The organism is Ruminococcus sp. AM42-11, from assembly GCF_003480145.1.
Taxonomy (GTDB): domain Bacteria; phylum Bacillota; class Clostridia; order Lachnospirales; family Lachnospiraceae; genus Blautia_A; species Blautia_A faecis.
In genome coordinates this window covers 42,064-64,972 of sequence record NZ_QUIO01000003.1, presented here as the reverse complement: position 1 = coordinate 64,972, position 22,909 = coordinate 42,064, and the positions used below count along the sequence as shown (strand labels likewise).

Below are 22,909 nucleotides of genomic sequence, written 5' to 3'. Positions count from 1 at the left end.
TCCGTTAATATTATACTGCAAGAACAAAAAGGTTTATAGTTTTTTTAGAAAAATTTGTAAAAAAAAGACTGGACAAATGGAGATAGAGAACCTATAATAAGACTCACCAGAAGTCATCTGGTATCGAAGGTCATCTTTTCAGATCGACTATTCCCTATTCTACGAAAGATAAAATACAGAAAGCCTTTCTCAAACAGGCTCTAAAATACTTCAAGATAGCCTCCTGTTATTAGTAAACCTATGTAAAAGAAGGGATGGTACGTCTATGCTTTTTTACAGAATATTTCCTGCTATAGCGGCAGGCTGCGCCGCTCTGATGGATATTCAGAGAGCGAAGGTAGACAATGGCTGGCTGCTTTTTTGTGTATTGGTCAGTTTGTTTACGCGAATATGGAAAATGGATGTTAGCAGTCTCGGATCTTGGATATGCGGTCTGCTGGTACCGATACTGATTCTGGGGATTTTATTCATATTCAGAATGCTGGGAGCCGGAGACATCAAGCTCTTGAGTGTTATTGGAAGCATGATCGGACCGACGAAAATTCTCAATTGCATTTCCTATTCCTTTCTGATTGGAGCTGTCATATCAGCTGCTCTTATGATTTCAAGCGGCATTGTCTGCCAGCGAATTCTTTACTTATTACATTACATCAGTGTTTATTTCAAAACAGGAAAAAGAGAACCCTATTACAAAAGCGGTATGCCGTTGGAAAATTTTCATTTCACAGTTCCTATATTTTTAAGTGCATTGCTTTATGCGGGAGGTGTCTATTGAAGAAGAATATTTTTGCTGTCTGTGATCTTGAGGTGGATTATGCCTTGAATTTTATGGATTATCTTAATCATAAGAAAAATATCCCATTTGAGATTCAGGCATTTACCAACGTAGAGAGTCTGATCGCCTATGGGAAAATGAATCACATAGAGTTGCTGCTGATTTCCCAGAAGGCTATGTGCCGTCAGGTGCAGGAATTGGAAATTGGTAAAATTGTTATACTTTCGGAAGGCGTGCACCCACCGGATCTGGACCGTTATCCAAGTGTGTATAAATATCAGGCCTCTTCAGATGTTGTGCGAGAAGTGATGGCGTGTTACGGAGCCGAGAAAGCAGTAGCTCCGGCTGTTTTTCCTGTACTGAAAAAGACCACGGAAATTTATGCAGTATATTCTCCTTTGGGGCGCTGCCTGAAAACATCGTTTGCACTTACATTAGGACAGATTCTGGCAAAAGAAAGAGCTGTTCTTTATCTGAATCTGGAGGAATACTCCGGCTTTGAAGAAATGTTGGGAAAAGGGTTCGCACAGAATTTAAGTGATCTTCTTTATTTTGTACGGCAGGAAAATGGAAATCTGATTTATAAGATGAACAGTATGGTACAGACAATAAACAATCTGGATTTCATTCCGCCTGTACGTACGCCAGAGGACATACGAGGAACTGCATGGGAAGACTGGGAAAAACTGATACAGGAGATTGTACTTCACAGCAATTACGAATTTGTGATTCTGGATATTGGAGGGGCTGTAGATGGGACTTTTCAAGTTCTGGATATGTGCCGGAGAATTTATATGCCAGTGCTGTCTGATCCGGTATCCATATCCAAGATTGCCCAATTCGAAAACCTGATAAGAATCTGGGATTATCCGCAGATTCTTACCAGAACTGTAAAGGTACGCCCGCCTTTTCATGGAGGAAACGTGGCACCGGAGAATTATATTGAAGGGCTGCTGTGGAGTGAACTTGGAGATTATGTCAGGGAAATTCTGAGAAAGGAAAAGGAATGAGTCAGGAAATCTTTCGCAAACTGAGACAAATGCTCATGGAGAAGCTGGATGTTTACCGGGAACTTACAGACCAGGAAATTCTGGAAACGATTGATGAGCTGATCGTAAACACTCTGCGGGAATCAGGAGTGAGCCTGAAAGAAAAAGTGCAGCTTCGCCAGGAACTGTTTTATTCCGTCAGGAAGCTTGATGTATTACAGGAATTGATCGAAGATGAAACTGTAACTGAGATTATGGTGAATGGTCCGGATTCTATTTTTGTAGAACGAAAAGGAAAACTGACAAGGTGGCCGAAGTCTTTTACAGATCAGGAAAAGCTGGAGGATGTGATACAACAGATAGTGGGAAAATGCAATCGCATTGTGAATGAATCATCTCCTATAGTAGATGCCAGACTGGAAAATGGCGCCAGAGTCAATGTGGTTGTGGCTCCGGTAGCATTAAATGGTCCAATTCTGACAATAAGACGTTTTCCGGATACTCCAATTACAATGGAAAAGCTGATTGAACTGGGAAGTATAACTCCAGAGTGCGCGTCCTTTTTGGAAAAACTGGTAAGGGCCCGGTATTCAATTGTAATTGGCGGAGGAACGGGAAGTGGGAAGACCACATTCCTGGGGGCTTTGTCAGAGTACATACCAAAAGATGAACGGATTATCACTATTGAGGACAATGCAGAACTGAAGCTTCAAGGGATTGCAAATCTGGTGCGCCTTGAAGCCCGGACAGCGACCATAAACGGAGCACCGGGAGTAAGTATAAGAGATCTTATTAAGTCTGCACTTCGTATGAGACCGGATCGAATAATCGTAGGAGAAGTACGGGGTGGGGAAGCTATGGATATGCTTCAGGCACTGAACACCGGGCATGAAGGCAGTCTTGGAACAGCTCATGCAAACAGTTGCCGTGATATGCTGGCCAGACTGGAAATAATGACATTGATGGCGGAACTGGATCTGCCGCTTCAGGCGGTAAGAAGGCAGATCGCCTCTGGCGTAGATATTCTGGTGCATCTGGGACGTATGCGCGATAAATCAAGAAAACTTCTGGAAGTTTCAGAAGTATGTGCGTATGCGGATGGTGAAATCAGGATACAACCATTGTATCAATGGCAGGATGGGTGTGGTCTGGTGCCTGTGGAGCCTCTCCTGCACAGAGAAAAACTGGAACGGGCGGGGGTGAAATTATGATCAGGCAGAAAGTTGATTATGGAAAATACAGATATTCTCAGAAAGAAATTTTAAAATATATAGGAGAAAGTGCAGCATTGTGTGGTGCTGTAGATTATTTGTTCTATCAAACACCTTGGGTAATGTTACTTGTGGTTTCGGTTTCTGTGTTCTTTCTGAGGTGGAAGAAGAAACAGATGATCAGAGAAAGAAAACGGCGCCTTAATTATCAGTTTCGGGATGCATTGAATTCTATGAGTGTGGCGGTACAGGCTGGATATTCTGTGGAAAATGCAGTTTCTGCCTGTGTGCGTGATCTAGAGCAGCTATATCCGAAGAATGAAGATATTGTAGCTGAATTTCGTTATATAGAGACACAACAGAGAGTGAGTGTGCCGGTAGAAGAATTATTTCTGGATCTTGGGCAGCGCTGTAAGGTTGAGGATATTGAAAACTTTGCTTCAGTTTTGTATACAGCAAAAAGAAGCGGTGGTGATCTTGGAAATGTAATTCAGAAAGTGGCTCGAATGCTGGGCGATAAGATTGATGTAAAAAAGGAAATTGAAGCGACTCTGGCTGCGAAGAAGTCGGAACAGATGATCATGAGTCTTATGCCGGCAGGAATTATTCTTTATCTGCAGCTGGCATCACCGGGATTTCTGGATATTCTCTACGGAAATCCATTTGGAATCTGTGCAATGACAGTCTGTCTTACAGTATATGGAGCTGCTTACTGGATGGGGAAAAGGATTGTGGAAATCGAGGTGTAGTGGATGTGGCTCCATATTGTCATTTTTGTTATATTATTGCTTTTGACCGTATGCAGTACTTTAGGTTGGATCCATGTAGAAAACATTGGTACGGTAAAAGGCAGAAAGATGTTTCTTGTGGTTGCTCTGGCAGGAAATATAACAGGAGGACTGCTGACTTGGACAAAAGGTGGCGGACAGGTATTTGAAGACGGTTATGAGTTGAAAAAGGAGGAAAATGCTTATGAAGAAAAATTTATGGTATCCGTGGAAGGAGAAGAAACAGGCAGTGTCTATGTACAGATCCCGGAAAAAGAACTGGAAAAGGAAGATACCGGGCAGCCGGAAGTGTTGACGAAAGAGGAAGACGAAGAACAGAAGCTTTTGGAATTTGTAGCAAATTATAACAGCGAACTGGAAGACTCTGAGTATTATTATCTTCCATCTGACTGGGAAGGAAGAAAACTGGAGTGGAAAATACCTTATGATACTACCGGAAACATGTTGGCAGCAATTTTCCTTGCAGCAGCATTTGTCATGATTGTTATAATTGCGCGAGAAGAGCAGAAAGCCAGAACGAAAAGATATGAAGAACTGATGATGGACTATCCGGGACTGATCATGAAGTTCACCTTGTTGGTGCAGGCTGGAATGACTGTTCGAAATACGTTTAGGAAGATGGCTTCGGATTATAAAAACAAAAATGAAAAACGTATTGCATATGAAGAGATTGTTACTGCCTGCCATGAAATGGAGAGTGGAATTTCAGAAATGGAAGCCTATCGCCGCTTTGGTGAAAGGTGCGGACATGTAAAATATAAAACATTTGCAACATTATTGATCCAGAATCTTCAGAAAGGCAGCCGCCATATGGGAGAAATGCTGGAAAAAGAATCTGTGGAAGCCTGGGATGACAGGAAAAGAAAAGCAAAAGTTCAAGGAGAAGCGGCAACTACCAAATTGTTATTCCCAATGATACTGATGCTAGGCGTTGTAATGGCTATTGTTATGCTGCCGGCCTGTCTGTCCTTTTATGGATAAATCCAATCCGAAGGCCGATTTTCATATTTAAAAAGAAAAGTGCCAAAGGAAATTTTTCAGGCTGAGGGAGGTGAGAAATATGAGCGAACTGCGCAGACTGATGAGAGAATTTCTGTGGGAAGAAGATGCTGTAGGCGTTGTGGAAATTATTCTGATCCTTGTAGTTCTTATTGCACTGGTCATGATTTTTAAAGACCAGTTGACCAGTCTTGTGAAGAATATTCTGTCAAAGATCACAAAGCAAAGTAATTCTATTTAAATGATTTCCAACTAACAAAATGATTTGAAAAGGAGAGGTGCGCCATGGTAAAAAGAGGAAGTATTACTGTTTTTCTGGCCTTAACCCTTGGACTTATTCTGTCCCTGCTGAGCTCAGGACTCGAGTCAGCAAGAATGGCTGCGGCCAGAACTCAGATTTTGAATGGGATGGATATTGGACTGTATTCTTTATTTGGACAATATGACAAGTCCCTTTTAAAGGATTTTGACTTGTTCGCTGTTGACGGAGCCTGTGGGGGAAAGGAAATGAATCTGGCCTCTATATATGATAATCTGGAATCTTATATGAAGCCTGTGATGAAGCAAAATAGTCAGAAATTGTCAGTACAGCAGGGTGGCATTTCCGGTTATCTTCTGATGACAGATTCAGAAGGTGAAGTCTTTTATCAGCAGGCAGTCCAATACATGAAAGAAACTCTTGGAAGCCATGGGGCAAAGCTCCTTTTAAACAAAATTCAAGATATGCAGAAAAAGACAATTGAAGCGGAGCGACAAGGCAATGAGATAGAAAGTAAAGGAACCATTGAAAATTATGAAAGTGAAATGGATACTGCACAACAAAAAAGTCAGGCTTTGCTGGAAGAAAAAAAGAAACAGGAACAGCAGAATGGGCAGGATGGGTTTACAGATGGGAAAATGCTTCCGTCTGTGACAGAAAAGAATCCTCCTGCAAAAGTTGAAAATCCTATTCCAGTAATTCGAAAAATACGAAAAATGGGACTTCTGGATCTGGTTCTCCCTTTTGGAAAAGAAGTTTCTGACAAAAAGGTAAAAACTAAAGAATTGGTTTCAGGAAGAAAACTTGAAACAGGATTGGCAATGGAGGATTCCGTAAAAGCAGATGGAAGTATGCTTTCCCAGGTTTTGTATCAGCAATATCTTATGGAAAAACTGGGAAACTATATAGAACCAGGAAAGAGCGGCTTAAGCTATCAGATTGAGTACATTATTGGAAAGAAAAACAGTGATGAGGCAAATTTGAAAGATGTAGCGAAAAAACTTTTGATGGTTCGGGAAGGACTTAATGTTGCATATCTGGTTTCAGATGCGCTTATGATGGGGCAGATTCATGCCATGGCAGCGGCAATTGCAGCCGCATTTCTTATTCCACCGGCAGTTGTGGTGATTGAAGGTGCGCTGATCCTATGCTGGGCTTTTGCTGAAAGTATTCTGGATGTAAGAGAGCTATTTGCCGGCGGAAAAGTGCCTTTAACTAAGAATGCCTCTAACTGGCAGCTGTCGCTGCAGGGGCTACCGGCATTGGTAGATAAGCTGGATACGGACAGGCAAAACGATGTAAACGGGTTATCCTATGAGGATTATTTGCAGATATTTTTATTGACAACTTCAAAGGCGCAAAAAGTTAAAGGGGGTATGGATATGATTGAAAGTTCGTTTCGGGAGATGGAAGACTGGAATGAATTTTGTCTGGATCATTGCATTACTGCACTGGAGGCTTCTGTGGATGTAAAGGCAAATAAAAGAAAAGTGTTTACCGTAACGCGGGAATATCACTATATTTAGCTGGAAAATAGATTGTCTTTTGCCATATTACTATATAAGAAAGGCGCAGAAGGATGCTTTCCCGGAAAGGAGATGGAAAATTGATTAAAAGAAAAAAGAGAAAAGATATACAGGCTCTAAGGAGCAGAACAAGAAGGAAGAGTTCTCTGGGAATCCGGTCTGTCAGAAAGTCCCCGTTTTCTGCCAGAAGTCTTTTCGGAAAAGTGTCTTTGTGCGCCTTTGGGAAAGAAATAAAAGAGCAGGTAAAAAAAGCCAGTCTCACGATAGAAGCGGCCTTTGCCCTTCCACTCTTTTTCTTTGGAATGGTGACAATGATACATTTTATGGATGTATACAGAATTCAGACGGAACACTTGAGCAAACTGTGCCAGAGTGCAAAGGAAGCCGGAATGTATGCGTATGTGGTGGGAGGCGACGGAGTAGAAGAAATTACGCTTCCTGATGTTTACAAATACAAGCCAATTGGCGGATTGATACCGCTTCCGGCTAAATGGCAGTATAACAAGGTGAGGGTTCATGCCTGGACTGGCGCGGACAGAGGAAATGGGAATAGTGAAGAGAATAAAAAACCGGAAAATATGGTGTATGTAACGGTTTCAGGTTCGGTGTATCACAAAAAGCTGAATTGCAGTCACCTTAATTTGTCGGTTACTAAAGTGTCGGGTGGAAATGTTTCTTCCAAACGAAATGAAAATGGAGAGAAATATCATGCATGTGAAAGCTGCAGTAGAGGGCAAGCTCCAGGAAGTACAGTTTATATCACAAAATCTGGAAACCGTTATCATAATGACAAAAATTGCAGCGGCTTAAAAAGGTCCGTACGTCTGGTAAAAGAGTCGGAAGCTGGTAATCTGCATGCATGTAAACGATGTGGTTAACAAGAAGAAATGGAAGGGGAATAAAATAATGGAACGAATTTGTATTCTTGCATTTCTTGGAATTAACAGTTGGAAAGATATACACACAAGAGAAGTTTCACTTTTGTCAATTGGTGTATTTGGAATTGTGGGAATGGTAAGAGCATGTTTTCTTGGAACTGTGAGTGTGAATCTGGTATGGAATGTCTGTATGGGGGCCGCTGTGATCGGGCTCAGTATCATCTCGAAAGGCGCTGTCGGGATGGGAGATGGTCTTTTATTTCTGTCGCTTGGGACAGTACTGCCTTTTGAGGAACTTTTGTCAGCATTTTTATTGGGACTTTTTTGCTGCTGTTTTTGGGGAATTGTGGTGTTATTTCTGTCAGGCAAAGGGAAAAAGACTGAGATGCCTTTCGTTCCATTCCTTATGTTGGGATATATTGGAGGTTTAATTTATTGAAAAAGAGAATAAAAAAGGGAAGCATGACAATAGAAGCAGCACTTTTAATGCCGTTGCTTTTGCTGGTTGTGATGATAACTTTGTATTTGTTTTTTTACGTACATAATAAGGTCTGGCTCACAGCCGCGGCTTACGAAGCAGCTCTTGACGGCAGTATGGAAACGGCACGGCCAGAAGGGAAAAGTCGTGATAAAGCATTAAAAAAAGGAAAAGAACTTGGGAACACCGGATTTTATGAAAGCAAAAACCTGAAACTTCAGGTCAGCGAAGGAAAAAAAGTGCAGGTAACGTATGATCTTGATATGTTTTCCGTATATGGAGGATTTAACAGTCATTTGCAGGTAAAGGGAAGTGTAAAAGTAATAAAACCGGTAACCTGGATCCGAAAAGTAAAGGGACTTTTTGAAGTGTCAAATAAGCTGAAGGGGTAAAAAATGAAATCAGAATATAAAAGAGATATAAATGGAAATTATCTTGTGCTGTATGAAAATGAAGAACCAGATACTTCTTCTTATCAGATGAGAATGCTGGTTGGCAATTCGATTCCATCTATTCTAAAATGCAGAGTGCAGGGAGTTGATGGACAGTTTATGGTGTGTTATGACATTACCTCCAAACAGTCTTTGCTTTCTCTTTATGAAGAAAAGAAAATGGGTTACGAAGATCTTCAGATGATCCTGGGGGGATTTGTGCAGGTGATGGAAGATATGTCAGAATATTTGCTGAATCCATGCAGGTTAGTATTGAAGCCAGAGTATATGTATGTAGATGTGGAAAAGAGACAGATCTATTTTTGTTATCTTCCTGGATATGATGAAGATGTGAGACAGAAATTTCAGGAACTGACAGAGTATATTCTTCCGATTCTGGATCATGAAGACTCAAAGGCTGTAATGCTTGGGTATGGAATATACAGAAGAGCTTTGGAAGACAGTTTTCATTTGGAATATATAAAAAAGGAACTTTATCAGGATAGAGAGGAAATAGAAAAAACAGTTGGTTCCTCAATTTTGCAGGAATCAGGCACTATGACAGAGAAAAGGTGTAATTCAGATGGCAGTGAGAAAATTGATCTGTTTGAAAATTATGGGGAGTCAAAAGAGGAAAAGCCTCAGGAAGAACATCTGGAAGAGTTGCTTTGGGAGGAAGAATTATCTGAAAAAAAGAAAAAAGATGTTGGGGGTACGTCTAAAGGATTTTTGATTTGGTGTGTAGCAGCTGGATTTTTTGCACTGGTGGTTGTGGCCGCAGAAACACTGGGGTATCTGCCGAGGGTATCTATGCAGGTTATTCTGGGAGTGGCAGCTGGGATTATGGTAATTGGAATGTTGTGTACCTGGGGTGTGTCCGTTATAAAGAATAAGAATTGCATCAGACATGAGAAAAAGGGACATCTGGAAATACAGAATAAAAGAGAAAATAAAAAAGTGAGTGAAGACTCAGGAAAAGATAAGGTGAACTTTAAAGATAGCATTGAAAGAAACACGACTTCAATGCAAAATACAGCAGAAGTATTGCACCAAAAAGAAAAAATATCAATATCACAAAAAAATTGCGGCGAAACAGTGGTTTTATCTGCGAATATTGTTACTGGACCGGCAACTCTTGTAAGCCGTGAACCTGGTGAACTTGCTACGATTTATCTTCAGAATGAACTTACGGTAATTGGAAAAATGGAGAATGCAGCGGATGCGGTGATCGAACTTCCTACAGTAAGCCGGATACACGCGAAGATACGGAAACGGGAGGGAGAATATTATCTTACGGATTTGAATTCACGCAATGGAACATCTGTAAATGGCAAAATTTTAAAAGGGGATGAGGAATATTGCCTTCAGGATCAGGATCAGATAGACTTTGCGCAGGCCAGGTATGTGTTTCTGAAATAAAATAACAGATTTTAAAAATTTACCGGGTCTGATCTGTTGAGGTATCAGAGAAATTGTGCTATACTTATTCTATTATCAGAAAGTAACGAAAACAGTATTGAAAGTAGACTGAAAATATCGAGGTGATGGCGTGGAAGAAATAAAAAAAGAACCAATAACGGTTCTTTTTATACTTCTGAATATATTGATATTTCTTGTTGTTGATTTTACCGGCGGATCAGAAAATACTGCTCACATGATTGAATGTGGAGCCGCCTATCCACCGCTGATTCTTGAAAATGGAGAGATATACAGGTTATTTACCTGTATGTTTCTGCATTTTGGAATTTATCATATTGCCAATAATATGCTTGTCCTTTTTGTACTGGGACAGCGCCTGGAACCGGTTGTAGGGAAGATTAAATTTATTTTAATTTACCTTCTTGGCGGTCTTGGTGGAAATATTTTTTCTTTTATTATGGAAATGAAATCAGCGGATTATGCAGTGTCAGCTGGTGCCTCTGGTGCCGTTTTTGCAGTAATGGGAGCAATGCTCTATGTAGTTATTCGAAATCATGGAAGAATTCAGTATATTTCCGTACGACAGATGATGATCATGGCCGGATTCTCATTGTATTTCGGTTTTACAAGTACTGGTGTAGATAATGCAGCCCATGTTGGCGGCATGGTTTGTGGATTTATCCTGGCGGCAGTTCTTTATCATCCGGGAAATTTTTCTGGCAGAACAATGTGGAAGGATGTTTCCCCATCGGATTCAATTTCTGCATAAATGTTTCCGCTGTGAGCCTGGATGATCTCTCTGGTGATTGCCAGCCCCAGTCCGGTTCCACCCTCTTTGAATGTTACAAATGGAGTAAAAATTTCATTCAGCTGTGATTCCGGTATGCCGCATCCATTGTCAGTTATGACAATATGTACCCTTTGGTCACTGGAAAAAGCACATAATTTTACTTTTCCATCAGCACTGGAAATTGCTTCTGCTGCATTTCTGAGCAGATTCAGTAAAGCCTGCTTTAATTTAATGGGATCAATAAAGAGGGCAGGCAGTGAAGGCGAAATATCAGTTTTTAAAGCAATGCCCAGGTACTGGTAAGTGGGCTGGATGCTGGAAATAATTTCCTTAAGATAGGCAGTAAAAGCAGTTTTTTTTCGCTCAAGTTTATGGGCATTGTTGTAATCTGAAAGATTATTTAACAATTCTTTTGTATACTCCAGATTAGCTGTAATATCATTCCAGTAATCAAATGAGACAACTTCAGGATGTGTGTCTTCAATCATCTGAATCTCACTGTTAATAAGTGCTATGGGATTGCGTATCTCATGGGAAAATCGTGATAGTATCAGATGAAATTCATCCTGTTTTTTGTTTAAGATTAAATTATTTTTCATAAGCTCACCTCAAGTGAAGTGTATCATTGAAGTGGACAAATGACAAACAAAATCGTACTTAAAAAATCGAGATTATTCGACAGAGATAAAAAATACTGTTCCAAAAATTTTTTAAAAAATTTTGGAAAAAATGTGATTTTCGCTATTATTAGACGTATAATTTATATATTCTATTTGGGAGGATAAGACTATGAGTGATTGTATTTTTTGCAAAATTGCAAACGGAGAGATTCCATCAGCAACATTGTATGAAGATGAAGACTTCAGAGTAATTCTGGATCTGGGTCCTGCAAGTAAAGGACATGCCTTGATCTTGCCGAAAGCGCATGCGGCTAATATCTATGAGATATCAGATGATATGGCTGCGAAAGCAATGATTCTGGCAAAGAAAATGGCCACAAAAATGACCGAGGCGTTAAAGTGCGATGGTTTTAACATTGTACAAAATAATGGCGAACCGGCAGGACAGACTGTTTTTCATTTTCATATGCATCTGATTCCGAGATATGAAGGAGATCAGGTGGGAATTACCTGGAAACCTGGAACTTTAACGGATGAGGTGAAAAATGAAATCCTGGAGAAATTGAAAAGCTGCTAGAAAACGGGGTACACAAGATGAATAGCGAAGAATTTAACACATTTTACAGACGGTATTATAAAGTCTCTGTTAAAATCGCAAATGGAATTGTACAAAGCCGTTTTACAGCCGAGGATGTTACACAGGAGGTATTTTCATACTTTTACGAAATAAAAGAGAGACTGGATGCTTCCAGCGAAGAAAAGCTTCACGCATTGGTGGTATGGAAAACAACCAATAAAGGAAGGGACTACCTGAGAAAATCATATGTAAAGCGGGAAGTAATGTTTGACAATGATGTGGCTGAATTGCAGTATCGTACTACAGAAAGCGCAGAAGCGGCATTACTGGGGCTGGAAAAACAGAAATATTTATCAATGGCATTTGAAGGCCTGCGACGGAAAAATTTAATTAACTATATGATTTTTATGCGAGTTGTAATGGAAGGTGTATCTACTGAAGAAGTAGCGCGCGAATTTGGCTATACAAGAAACAATGTAAATAACAGAGTACTTAGAGCCAGAAAATGGCTTTTAGCAGAAATCTTAAGACTGGAAAAAGAGTAAAATTAAAAAGCATACCTCTGTTAAATAACAGAGGTATGCAGTGTAAAATCAGGAATGAATACATTCTTCAATGAGATTCACAATATGCTGAATAGAATTTAAGTTTTTGCCAGCCGACATAGCCGCAATATATTTATTACGTTCCTGATAGAGTTTACGGATTGCCTCTAAGAGAGACGCTTCTGTAATCTCTTCCTCCTCCAGTACCATACTGTAACCCTGGCGCTCGAAGGAGCGGGCATTGAGAATCTGATCACCGCGGCTTGCCTTTGCGGACAATGGAATTAAGAGATTTGGCTTTGAAAGTGCGGCAAGTTCACAGATAGCATTAGCTCCTGCACGGGAGATTACTACATCTGCCAATGCAAACATGTCAGGAAGCTGTTCCTGAACATATTCATATTGGACATAACCTGTCAGCTGGATACTTTCATCCGTTTTTCCCTTGCCACAAATATGAATAACCTGGAATTCTTTCAGCAGTTCAGGAAGAATTTTTCGTACATTTTCGTTTACAGAAGCAGCACCCAGACTGCCGCCAATTACCAAAAGAACTGGTTTATCTGAAGTAAAACCACAATATGCGCGAGCGTGTTCTTTATTACCATGGAGAAGCTCTTGACGAATAGGAGTACCTGTAAGAACTGCCTTATCTTTTGGAAGATTATTTACAGTTTCTGGAAAGTTACAGCAGACTTTTGCGGCGGAAGAAAGGCAAAGCTTATTAGCAAGACCCGGAGTCATATCAGATTCATGGATGATTGCCGGAATGTGGCGCTTGCCTGCGGCAATTACCACTGGTACTGTTACGAAGCCGCCTTTGGAAAATACTACATCAGGTTTTAATTTTTTCATAAGACTTTTAGCCTGAAAATAGCCTTTTATAACGCGAAATGGATCTGAAAAGTTTTTCAAATCAAAATATCGTCTTAATTTACCGGAAGCAATTCCATAGTAAGGAATACCAAGCTCCTCAATAAGCTGTTTTTCAATACCATTGTAGGAGCCGATGTAAGAAATTTTATAACCTTTTTCCTGTAAAGCGGGAATCAGAGCAATATTCGGGGTAACGTGTCCGGCAGTACCACCGCCGGTAAGGATAATATGCTTCATAGGATCCTCCTGAATAAGTGTTTAATAGTTACAGTTCACTTTGTGAATAGCGACCTATTTAATAAATATGAACCCCTAAAAGGGAATTGTCAAGAAAAGAAAAAAATCTGGGAGAAAAAAATGAACAAAAAAAAGATAGGAGAGAAAACCGACAGTCTGTTAGAAGCTGAAATGATCAAAGAAGCAAAAATGATAGAAGAAAGTCTTCTTGGAAATGCTGCAAATGATTTTGAGATTTCGGATGAGGAACTGGATGAGGCGTATCAGCAGTTTTTAAAGAAAATGAAAGCAGAAGGCAAACTGGATGAAGATAAAATAAATGAGGCCAATTCTGCAAAAGCTATGAATAATGATACAAAGACTGCTGAAATAGTGAAGTTTCCAGGATTCCGGAACGAGGCGTCCAAAGAGGAAAATCTAAAAGATGCTCAATCAACAGAAAGTTCAGCTGAGAAAATTGATTTTATTGCAGGATTTTCTGATAAGCTACGTCAGTTTGAAAAAGAAGAAAATAAACCCTGGTACAAATATGGAAAGGCAGCAGGGATTGCAGTTCTTGCTGCAATCGGTATTCTTGCCGGAAGTATGGCAAGCCAGGCTGATTCAGCGAAATTTGTCAGCTCTGTTCAGCATATTATAAATAGTGAAGATGTTATGCCATAAAAACAGAAAAATATATATAATATAAGTAAGAGTTCGGGTAAAAGGGGGAATCTGTATGAAGATCACTTTTATTGGAGCAACACATGAAGTTACCGGGAGCTGCTATTACCTGGAAGCAGCAGGAAAAAAGTTTCTTGTAGACTGTGGAATGGAACAGGGACCTGATTATTATGAAAATAAAGATATTCCTGTGCCTCCGGGAGAATTAGATTTTGTGCTTTTAACACATGCACACATGGACCATTCCGGAAATCTTCCTGCTATTTACGCAAAAGGCTTTAAAGGACCTGTATATGCCACAGAGGCAACCTGTAATCTTTGCGATATTATGCTCCGTGACAGTGCCCATATCCAGATGTTTGAGGCAGAATGGCGTAACCGCAAGGCAAAACGTCAGGGGAAGCCTGAATTTGTTCCAGCTTATACCATGGAGGATGCATTAGGGGTTATTCGTAATTTTGTAGGCTGTCCATATGAGACTGGAATAATTCTTGGCGAGGGGCTGAGAGTAAAGTTTATTGATGCAGGTCACCTTCTTGGATCAAGCAGTATTGAGGTGAATATCTGTGAAGCTGGAGTTGAAAAAACAATTGTATTTTCGGGAGATATAGGAAACAAAAATCAGCCGCTTATAAAAGACCCTGCCTATTTTAGAAAAGCAGACTACGTGGTAATGGAATCTACATACGGAGACCGGAGCCACGGAGAGAGACCAGATTATGTGCGCCTTCTGGCAGATGTCATTCAGGAGACCTTTGACCGGGGCGGTAATGTGGTAATTCCCTCTTTTGCAGTGGGAAGAACGCAGGAGATGCTGTATTTTATCAGACAGATAAAAGCAGAAGGCCTTATTCACGGGCATGATAATTTTAAAGTGTTTGTAGATAGCCCTCTTGCAAATGAAGCAACAAATATTTTCGGTATTCATAAATATGATTGTTTTGATGACGAGGCTCTGGAACTTATTCGAAAAGGAATCAATCCTCTTAGCTTTCCTGGTTTGAAGATATCCGTAACAAGTGAAGACTCAAAAGCAATCAATTTCGATGATGACTGTAAGGTGATTATTTCTGCCAGTGGAATGTGTGATGCAGGAAGAATTAAACATCACCTGAAACATAATCTGTGGCGGGAGGACAGCACCATTCTTTTTGTGGGCTATCAGGCTGTTGGAACTCCGGGACGCGCCCTTTTGGAAGGAACTCAGGAAATAAAACTCTTTGGTGAACCGGTGCACGTTGCAGCAAAAATCTGCCGTATGCCGGGAATCAGTGGCCATGCAGATGTAAATGGTCTGGTTGACTGGATAAAAGCATTTGAAGTAAAGCCTCAGAAAGTGTTTGTTACTCATGGCGAGGATACTGTGACAGAACTGTTTGCTGCAAGACTGCGTGATGAGATGAACTATGATGCATATGCGCCATTCAGTGGAACAGAATTTGATCTGGCTGAAGGCGAATTTCTGTACGAGGCAGAGGGCGTTAAGATACAGAAGCCTGCTGCGTTACAAAAAGCATCTAAGGCTGCAAAGGTATACGAAAAGCTGCTTGCGCTTGGATACAGACTGCTTTCCGTCATACGCAAAAACGAGGGCTGTGCAAACAAAGATCTGGAGAAGTTTTCAAGGGATGTCCAATCTTTATGTGATAAATGGGACAGAACTGATGGGTAAGTGTTACAGTCTGAAAAGAAATCCCCGGGACAAAAATCCCGGGGAAGTAATTATGAAATCGCTTCTTTTAAAGCAGTGGCAAGCTGGTCAGGGCATGAAGTAGGTCTGCGTCCACACTGGATTCCCTCCAGGCGTGCAATTACTTCTTTCGCCGGCATACCTTCTACAAGTTTGGCAACTCCCTGTGTATTTCCAGAACATCCACCAATAAATTTCACATTGTGAACTTTCTGTTCATCATCAATATCATATTGAATTGCCATAGAACAAACACCTTTTGTTTTATATTCCATTGTTTTTTCCTCCAATCGTTATGTAAAATCAGGAGCTCAGGAACGCTGGTCAGGTTATGAACAGCAATAGCTTTGCACCTTCTCTCATTATAGCAGAAGATATTATAAGTTTCCATGCCAAATTTAAGTTGGATATAGCAAGAAGTTTTGGTATAATGTCAGATGAAGAAGCAGTTAACTTTCAAAAACAGAGGAGAATGCTAAATGAAAACAATTGGTATTATTGGCGCAATGGAAGTTGAAGTTGCGATTTTAAAAGAAAAAATGGAAGATGTACGAATTATAAAAAAAGCTTCCATGGATTTTTATGAGGGAATACTTGCTGGAAAAAAGGTTGTTGTAGTGCGTTCCGGAATTGGCAAGGTAAATGCTGGTATCTGTGCTCAGATTCTGGCAGATGTATTTTCAGTAGATGCGATCATTAATACAGGAATTGCAGGAAGCTTAAATAAAAATATTAATATTGGTGATATTGTTCTTTCCACAGATGTTGTACAGCATGATATGGATGCTACCGGATTTGGATACCGCAAGGGACAGATTCCGCAAATGCCTGTATTTTTCTTTAATGCAGATGATAATCTCCGCAGACTTGCTGCAGAAGTATGTAAGGAAGTAAATCCGGATATTCAGGTATTTGAAGGAAGAATTGCTTCTGGAGACCAGTTTGTCTGCGATCAGGATGTTAAGAATCGAATTGTATCAGAGTTTTCAGCATATGCGACTGAAATGGAAGGTGCAGCCATTGGACAGGCAGCATACTTAAATGAAATTCCGTTTCTGGTTGTCCGTGCTATTTCTGATAAGGCTGATGGAAGTGCGCAGATGGATTACAGCGAATTTGAGAAAGCAGCTGTTGACCATAGTGTGAGGCTTACTTTAAATATGCTGGCGCGTATTTGAAAAATGGTGCAATTGACCGAAAAACGGAAGCTTGCATATAATGAGAGTGAAATGGAAAAGGAATCGAAATTGCTGATATGATATATAAAGATTTTTATCCATTTTACACAAGCTATGCAAATCCCTTGCTCTACCGGGGAGAAAAGGAACAAGAAGAGGAATTTTTTCTGATGAAATCCTACTATCCGGACACTGCCAGAAAGATACAGGAAAAAGTGGAAGAAGAATGTGATCTTCAGGATTATGAAGGCAGCCGGCTTTACGATGAATATCCTGACAGGTTTATGTTGTATCACCTTGGAAGGAAGATCGTGGATGAAGTAAGATCAGAGGCTGATATGGAAGCAATGTCTGATGGACTTCTTGGTGATCTGGTAGAAGTGCTTCTTTTTCATGAAATATCACGAAGAAGATGCCGACGAAGAAGATGCAGGGGAGATTTTTACAGATAAGACGCATCAAAATGACAATTAGAGGTTGCTGTGAGCGGAGTGAACAGTAACGATTACAGAATATAAAAGAAAATAATTATAATAAAAATGAAAACAATAGATGAATATTTAGAGGAACAGATAAATGAACAGCTGTGTCAAGCTATCCTAAGCGGCAGCAGAGGGAACGGACCATCCAAAGTAAAAATACGCCCGGTAGAAATCCGGGGGAAGGTGGTTTATCAGGCTTCTGAAACTGTAGGGACGAAGGTGCTCCATAAAAATTATTCCAGAGAGGAACTGATCTCATATTTAAAAGCGGGGCTGCAGCATGATTTTTCTCAGCTTCAGGCAAGTGGGATGGCGCTGGATGGAACTATTCTGGTAAGCAAAAAAGGAAAGATGACCATAAAGACCAGACGTCATCCCGAAAATGGAAAAGGTCTGGCTTTCGGAAAGGACAAGACTTTCAGCAAGGGCACGCAGATATTGGCCCACAATCGTGTAAAGCAGTACATACTTAAGGAAAATATTCCAGTCCCCTTTCTTGTTGATCTTGGTGTTATGAATAAGGAAGGCAGGATTATTACCCAAAAATACGATAAGTTCCGACAGATCAATCGATTTCTGGAATTTATTCAGGACATTCTTCCAAGACTGGATCAACAGCGGGAAGTGACCATTCTTGATTTTGGATGCGGAAAGTCCTATCTTACATTTGCCATGTATTACTATCTGAGAGAACTGAAAGGTTATGATGTAAATATTATTGGTCTGGATCTGAAAACAGATGTAATAGAAAAATGTAATCATCTTGCAGTAAAGTATGGATATGAAAAACTGCATTTTTATCAGGGAGATATTGCTGATTATGAAGGTGTTTCTTCTGTTGATATGGTAGTAACCTTGCATGCCTGTGACACAGCTACAGATTATGCTCTTGCGAAGGCTGTGGAATGGGGAGCGAAAGTTATTTTGTCTGTACCCTGCTGTCAGCATGAGGTAAATAGACAGATAAAAAATGAAGTGTTGGAGCCTGTACTGAAATATGGCATTCTTAAGGAGAGAATGGCTGCTTTGATGACAGATGGAATTCGAGCCAATCTGCTGGAAAGTATGGGATACGAAACTCAGATTCTGGAATTTATTGATATGGAGCATACACCCAAGAATTTGCTGATCCGTGCTGTAAAGACAGGCAAACCAAAAGATATGAAGAGTACAGTGCAGCTTATGAAGGAACTGCATATAAATCCTACACTGGAAAGACTTCTGTACCGTGAAGGGGAGGTACAATCAGAGAGTTAAGAGGAGAAAGAATGATTAAATTTTTACGCAGAGCAGTGATTCTCCTGTTTGTTTTTGTTCTCGGCGTGGCAGGAAGTTCGTTCCTGCTGAATAGTGAGACTACGGATGACCGCTCTGATATGAATGATCCGGTTTTTCCGGAGGTAATGGTTGATTTTGATGGAAATTATGCAAACAGGATGTATGGTTATGCACAGCCTATGCAGTCTGATTTTACCAGGGACAGTGTGACGCCTATTGATACATCCAAGGAACTGTCCTTTGTCATAAATGCCTATGATACAAAGGTGAAAAGCCTTTCCTATGAGATACGTACTTCAGATGGCAGTAAGGTACTGGAAAACCGTAAGATTAAAAGTCTGGATAAACAGGACAGCTATCTGACAACAACAATTAAGCTGAGCAGTGATCTTTTGATGAATCAGGAGTATTCTTTGCAATTATCTCTTGAGACAAATAAGGGAACAGCTTATTACTATACAAGAGTAGTTTCCAGATCCAATGTGAATGCTGCTCAGTACGTGAAGTTTGTTGCGAGCTTTTATGAAAAATGTCTGGATAAAGCGTCCGCCGAGGATCTGACTGCTTACCTGGAATCAGACACATCCAGTACGTCTACCAACTATACAGACATTAATATCAATTCTACATTTGCCCAGATCAGCTGGGGCAATCTGAACCCTCAGATTTACAGAAAGGGAATTCCTGTAGTGAAGGATATTAATGAAACCACAGCCAGTCTTTCTGTTGAATATCAGATTGCGGCACTGGATGAAAATGGAAACCAGGAAATCTATGATGTGACAGAATTTTACCGGATGCGTTATACTGAAACCAGAATCATGCTTCTGGATTTTAAACGAAGTGCATCACAGGTATTTGAGGAAAGCTCCATCAGCATTTCCGACAAGGGGCTTTTACTTGGAGTCAGAGACAAAAATGTGGAATATATGATGAATGAAAACGCAGGAGTTCTTGCTTTCGTTCAGGAAGGGGATTTATGGTCTTATTCTCCTGATGATGGAAAATTTTCCAGAATTTTCAGTTTTCGCAAAGAAACGGATGGAGATTTCAGGGATTCCAGATACCAGCATAATATAAAGATCATCCGTGTGGAAGATAACGGAGATGTGGACTTTGTTCTTTATGGATATATGAACAGAGGCGTTCGGGAAGGATACTGTGGTGTTTGTGTATATCATTACAGCAATGATCAGAATGTGGTGGAAGAAAAAGTATTTATTCCGTCTACAGAATCCTACGAATTCCTGAAAGAGGATCTTGGAACATTATCCTATGTCAGTACAGAAAATGCTCTTTATCTTTTATTTGCAAATAAGCTTTATAAGATAAACATTTCAGATGGTACCAGTGAGGTTCTTGAGGAAGGAATTAAAATAGATGACTTTGCTGTTTCGGATACAGGTGCACATGCTGCATGGATCATTCAGGAAGGTGAAAGCGCCGGAAATATAAAAGAAATAGATTTTGAAACATTAGAAACCAGGAGTCTTGCACCATCTTCAGGACAGTCTTTAGTGCTGAATGGATTTATGAATGAAGATCTTGTTTATGGAATCGTAGTTGATGGAGATGTGATCGCAGACGATAATGGTCATGAGACTACGGGGATTCATACGGTCCGTATTGAAGGATTTGATGGAACTTTGAAAAAAGAATATCATCAGGATGGATTGTATGTAACTGATATTACCATGGGAAACACTATGATGGAATTTCAGTTGTCCAAGAAGACAAAAAAAGGATACAAAGCAGTAAGCAAGGATAATATTCTGAATAATTCCAAAGCCTCGACCAATACTGTATCCGTGGAACTTGTGACAAATTCCAGAACCGGAACTCAGATACGACTGGCTCTCACTGAAACGCCTGAAATTCAGGAACCGTTAGTTGTTTATGCAAAAATGAAAAATATAGGTGATGACCGTATTATTCTGGATACGCAGATTCCTGAGGAAGATATTTACTATGTTTATGCAAAAGGAGGATTGGACAGTACATTCACAGATCCTGCACTTGCGCTTCAAAGAGCAGATGATCAGACTGGTGTTGTGCTGAATCGTGCTCAGCAGTATGTATGGGAGCGTGGAAATAAGAAGACAAAGCTGACTCTTAATCTGGAGGATGTGCCGGAAGCAATGAAGAGTGCATCCCTGGATGTTACAGCACTGCAGGAGGCTCTTGGGGATGAGGGTACTATCATTGATTTGTCTGGTTGTACATTAGACAGTGTCTTATATGAGGTCAGCGCCCAGCGTCCGGTAATTGCCAAGACCGGGGATAATACCAGTGTTGTGATCATTGGATATGATGAATATAACACATATCTGTACGATCCGCAGAAAGGGGAAACTTATCCTTACGGTATGAATGACAGTACGGAGCTGTTTGAAAAGGCCGGCAATATTTTTATAAGTTATGTTGAGAAACTGAAGCTTTAAAGTGGCTGTTGGGAAAGCCGGTACAGTCCGATATTGAACATGTATGCAAAAAATGCTAGATGTGAAAGATGCAGCAAAGTGGTGGTTAACAGTCTGTCTGTGGTGGAGGACAGACTGTTAAAATAAAGCAACAGGAAAGGACAGAAAAATGCTAAGCGAAAGTATTAAAAAACTGGTACAGTATGGAATTGAGACAGGGCTGACTCCTGCCTGTGAGAAAAACTATACAACAAATCTTCTTCTTGATGTTTTTAAAGAAGATGAATACACAGAACCGGCAGAGGAATATTCTGATATTAATCTGGAAGAAGTTCTGAAAGAACTGTTAGACGAAGCTGTAGAACGTGGTCTGATTCAGGACAGTGTGGTTTACAGAGATCTGTTTGATACAAGATTAATGAACTGTCTTATGCCCCGCCCGGCTCAGGTACAGAAGTCTTTCTGGGAAAAATATGAGAAATCTCCGGAAGAAGCAACAGATTATTTCTATAAATTAAGCCAGGACAGTGATTATATTCGTCGTTATCGTGTAAAGAAAGACCAGAAATGGACTGTGGATTCTCCTTATGGAGCAATTGATATTACAATCAACCTTTCTAAGCCAGAGAAAGATCCGAAAGCTATTGCTGCGGCAAAGCTTATCAAATCAAGCAGCTATCCCAAATGTCTGCTTTGTCCGGAAAATGAGGGATATGCAGGCCGCGCAAATCATCCTGCAAGAGAGAATCACAGAATCATTCCGATCACAATCAATGACAGTCCGTGGGGAATGCAGTACTCTCCTTATGTTTATTATAATGAGCATTGTATTGTATTTAATTTCCAGCACACACCTATGAAAATCGAGAGAAACACATTTATCAAGCTGTTTGATTTCGTGAAGCTGTTTCCACATTATTTTCTGGGGTCAAATGCAGACTTACCGATTGTGGGAGGTTCTATTCTCAGTCACGATCATTTCCAGGGCGGCCATTATACGTTTGCTATGGCAAAGGCTGAAATTGAGAAATATGTAACTATTCCGGGCTATGAGGATGTGGAGGCTGGTATTGTAAAATGGCCGCTGTCTGTACTTCGTATCCGTCATAAAGATGAGAAGCGCCTGATTGATCTGGCAACTCATGTGCTGGAGGTTTGGAGAGGCTATACAGATGAGGCTGCATTCATTTTTGCAGAAACGGATGGTGAACCTCATAATACGATCACTCCGATCGCACGTAAAAAAGGTGATATGTATGAGTTGGATCTGACTCTGCGAAACAATATTACCACAGAAGAAAATCCTCTTGGCGTATATCATCCGCATGCACAGTACCATCATATTAAGAAGGAGAATATCGGTCTGATCGAGGTTATGGGCTTGGCAGTTCTCCCTGCGCGACTAAAAGAAGAACTGGAGCTTTTGGAAGAATATATTCTGGATGGCAAGGATGTTGCTTCTAATGAGAAGATTGAAAAACATGCGCAGTGGGTAAAAGAATTCCTTCCGAAGTACGATCATCTTGATAAAGACAATATTGAAGAGGTTCTTCATAAAGAAGTTGGAAATGTGTTTGTTCACGTGCTGGAAGATGCTGGTGTTTACAAATGTACAGGAGAGGGCAGAGCTGCATTTATGCGTTTTATTGAAAATTTGTAACCAAATCATAAAGACAATCTTTTGGGGTTGAAAGAATGTGTCCGTTTGATTATACTGAAGACAGCACAGAAGATGAAATAAGAACTATTTATTTTCTGTGCAGATGATGAAAGCAGGAGAGACATTAAAAAGCAGAGGAG

At 40.3% G+C, this 22,909-nt stretch carries 24 protein-coding genes; 21 read left to right on the top strand and 3 right to left on the bottom strand.

Annotated features, from left to right (window positions below):
* Window positions 1-265 precede the first annotated feature (265 nt).
* The 12 genes from DW904_RS03020 to DW904_RS02965 all read left to right on the top strand — a co-directional run bounded on the left by DW904_RS03020 (window position 266) and on the right by DW904_RS02965 (window position 10,522).
* The gene (locus DW904_RS03020; RefSeq protein ID WP_118578012.1) at window positions 266-775 is read left to right on the top strand and encodes a prepilin peptidase; all 510 of its coding nucleotides are present in this window, start codon (window positions 266-268) and stop codon (window positions 773-775) included.
* Window positions 772-1,785: a hypothetical protein gene (locus tag DW904_RS03015; protein ID WP_118578011.1), complete on the top strand. Its 1,014-nt coding sequence runs from the start codon at window positions 772-774 to the stop codon at window positions 1,783-1,785. Before DW904_RS03020 ends, DW904_RS03015 begins: the two co-directional genes overlap by 4 nt.
* Window positions 1,782-2,975: an ATPase, T2SS/T4P/T4SS family gene (locus DW904_RS03010; protein WP_118578010.1), complete on the top strand. Its 1,194-nt coding sequence runs from the start codon at window positions 1,782-1,784 to the stop codon at window positions 2,973-2,975. The genes DW904_RS03015 and DW904_RS03010 overlap by 4 nt, the downstream gene beginning before the upstream one ends.
* The gene (locus DW904_RS03005) at window positions 2,972-3,724 is read left to right on the top strand and encodes a type II secretion system F family protein (protein ID WP_118578009.1); all 753 of its coding nucleotides are present in this window, start codon (window positions 2,972-2,974) and stop codon (window positions 3,722-3,724) included. The genes DW904_RS03010 and DW904_RS03005 overlap by 4 nt, the downstream gene beginning before the upstream one ends.
* Window positions 3,725-3,727: 3 nt before the next feature.
* A complete protein-coding gene (locus DW904_RS03000; RefSeq protein WP_118578008.1) occupies window positions 3,728-4,744 on the top strand; it encodes a type II secretion system F family protein in 1,017 nt (338 codons plus the stop codon).
* A gap of 79 nt (window positions 4,745-4,823) precedes the next feature.
* The gene (locus tag DW904_RS02995) at window positions 4,824-5,003 is read left to right on the top strand and encodes a Flp1 family type IVb pilin (protein WP_118578007.1); all 180 of its coding nucleotides are present in this window, start codon (window positions 4,824-4,826) and stop codon (window positions 5,001-5,003) included.
* A gap of 44 nt (window positions 5,004-5,047) precedes the next feature.
* Window positions 5,048-6,547: a DUF5702 domain-containing protein gene (locus tag DW904_RS02990; RefSeq protein ID WP_118578006.1), complete on the top strand. Its 1,500-nt coding sequence runs from the start codon at window positions 5,048-5,050 to the stop codon at window positions 6,545-6,547.
* An 80-nt stretch (window positions 6,548-6,627) separates the two neighbouring features.
* Complete coding sequence (locus DW904_RS02985; RefSeq protein WP_147422285.1) at window positions 6,628-7,425, top strand: hypothetical protein; 798 nt, start codon at window positions 6,628-6,630, stop codon at window positions 7,423-7,425.
* 28 nt (window positions 7,426-7,453) lie between these two features.
* Window positions 7,454-7,864, top strand: coding sequence for a prepilin peptidase (locus tag DW904_RS02980; RefSeq protein WP_187566134.1), 411 nt, complete (start codon window positions 7,454-7,456; stop codon window positions 7,862-7,864).
* The gene (locus DW904_RS02975) at window positions 7,861-8,295 is read left to right on the top strand and encodes a TadE/TadG family type IV pilus assembly protein (RefSeq protein ID WP_226855114.1); all 435 of its coding nucleotides are present in this window, start codon (window positions 7,861-7,863) and stop codon (window positions 8,293-8,295) included. The genes DW904_RS02980 and DW904_RS02975 overlap by 4 nt, the downstream gene beginning before the upstream one ends.
* 3 nt (window positions 8,296-8,298) lie before the next feature.
* A complete protein-coding gene (locus DW904_RS02970; RefSeq protein ID WP_118578003.1) occupies window positions 8,299-9,753 on the top strand; it encodes a DUF6382 domain-containing protein in 1,455 nt (484 codons plus the stop codon).
* Window positions 9,754-9,883: 130 nt separating this feature from the next.
* Window positions 9,884-10,522, top strand: a complete 639-nt coding sequence (locus DW904_RS02965) for a rhomboid family intramembrane serine protease (RefSeq protein ID WP_347562005.1) — start codon at window positions 9,884-9,886, stop codon at window positions 10,520-10,522.
* Here DW904_RS02965 and DW904_RS02960 read toward each other — a convergent pair.
* Window positions 10,453-11,142, bottom strand: a complete 690-nt coding sequence (locus DW904_RS02960; protein ID WP_118578002.1) for an ATP-binding protein — start codon at window positions 11,140-11,142, stop codon at window positions 10,453-10,455. The genes DW904_RS02965 and DW904_RS02960 overlap by 70 nt on opposite strands.
* Before the next feature lie 190 nt (window positions 11,143-11,332).
* On the opposite strand from DW904_RS02960, the gene DW904_RS02955 reads away from it, so the two are divergent.
* Together DW904_RS02955 and DW904_RS02950 are read left to right on the top strand one after the other, a co-directional pair.
* Complete coding sequence (locus DW904_RS02955) at window positions 11,333-11,740, top strand: HIT family protein (RefSeq protein ID WP_118578001.1); 408 nt, start codon at window positions 11,333-11,335, stop codon at window positions 11,738-11,740.
* 17 nt (window positions 11,741-11,757) lie between these two features.
* On the top strand, window positions 11,758-12,285 hold the full coding sequence (locus DW904_RS02950) for a sigma-70 family RNA polymerase sigma factor (protein WP_118578000.1): 528 nt from the start codon (window positions 11,758-11,760) through the stop codon (window positions 12,283-12,285).
* A gap of 48 nt (window positions 12,286-12,333) precedes the next feature.
* Here the strand turns inward: DW904_RS02950 and DW904_RS02945 are convergent, their stop codons facing one another.
* Complete coding sequence (locus DW904_RS02945; RefSeq protein ID WP_118577999.1) at window positions 12,334-13,398, bottom strand: undecaprenyldiphospho-muramoylpentapeptide beta-N-acetylglucosaminyltransferase; 1,065 nt, start codon at window positions 13,396-13,398, stop codon at window positions 12,334-12,336.
* A 120-nt stretch (window positions 13,399-13,518) separates the two neighbouring features.
* Here DW904_RS02945 and DW904_RS02940 point away from each other — a divergent pair, with 120 nt between their 5' ends.
* Both DW904_RS02940 and DW904_RS02935 read left to right on the top strand, forming a co-directional pair.
* Complete coding sequence (locus DW904_RS02940; protein WP_118577998.1) at window positions 13,519-14,061, top strand: hypothetical protein; 543 nt, start codon at window positions 13,519-13,521, stop codon at window positions 14,059-14,061.
* 55 nt (window positions 14,062-14,116) lie between these two features.
* Entirely contained in the window at window positions 14,117-15,733 is a 1,617-nt protein-coding gene (locus DW904_RS02935) for an MBL fold metallo-hydrolase (protein ID WP_118577997.1), read from the top strand.
* Window positions 15,734-15,783: 50 nt separating this feature from the next.
* Here the strand turns inward: DW904_RS02935 and DW904_RS02930 are convergent, their stop codons facing one another.
* Window positions 15,784-16,026 carry a TIGR03905 family TSCPD domain-containing protein gene (locus DW904_RS02930; protein ID WP_118577996.1) on the bottom strand — a complete coding sequence of 81 codons (243 nt, stop codon included), beginning with the start codon at window positions 16,024-16,026 and terminating at the stop codon, window positions 15,784-15,786.
* Window positions 16,027-16,230: 204 nt separating this feature from the next.
* Between DW904_RS02930 and DW904_RS02925 the strand changes: the two genes are divergently transcribed.
* The 5 genes from DW904_RS02925 to galT all read left to right on the top strand — a co-directional run bounded on the left by DW904_RS02925 (window position 16,231) and on the right by galT (window position 22,769).
* Window positions 16,231-16,929, top strand: a complete 699-nt coding sequence (locus DW904_RS02925) for a 5'-methylthioadenosine/adenosylhomocysteine nucleosidase (protein ID WP_118577995.1) — start codon at window positions 16,231-16,233, stop codon at window positions 16,927-16,929.
* 77 nt (window positions 16,930-17,006) lie between these two features.
* Entirely contained in the window at window positions 17,007-17,381 is a 375-nt protein-coding gene (locus DW904_RS02920; RefSeq protein WP_118577994.1) for a hypothetical protein, read from the top strand.
* 87 nt (window positions 17,382-17,468) lie between these two features.
* Entirely contained in the window at window positions 17,469-18,668 is a 1,200-nt protein-coding gene (locus tag DW904_RS02915; protein WP_118577993.1) for a methyltransferase, read from the top strand.
* An 11-nt stretch (window positions 18,669-18,679) separates the two neighbouring features.
* Window positions 18,680-21,130 (top strand): hypothetical protein, encoded by a 2,451-nt coding sequence (locus tag DW904_RS02910; RefSeq protein ID WP_118577992.1) that lies wholly within the window; start codon window positions 18,680-18,682, stop codon window positions 21,128-21,130.
* Between the two features lie 148 nt (window positions 21,131-21,278).
* Complete coding sequence (gene galT / locus DW904_RS02905) at window positions 21,279-22,769, top strand: UDP-glucose--hexose-1-phosphate uridylyltransferase (protein ID WP_118577991.1); 1,491 nt, start codon at window positions 21,279-21,281, stop codon at window positions 22,767-22,769.
* Window positions 22,770-22,909: the final 140 nt, after the last annotated feature.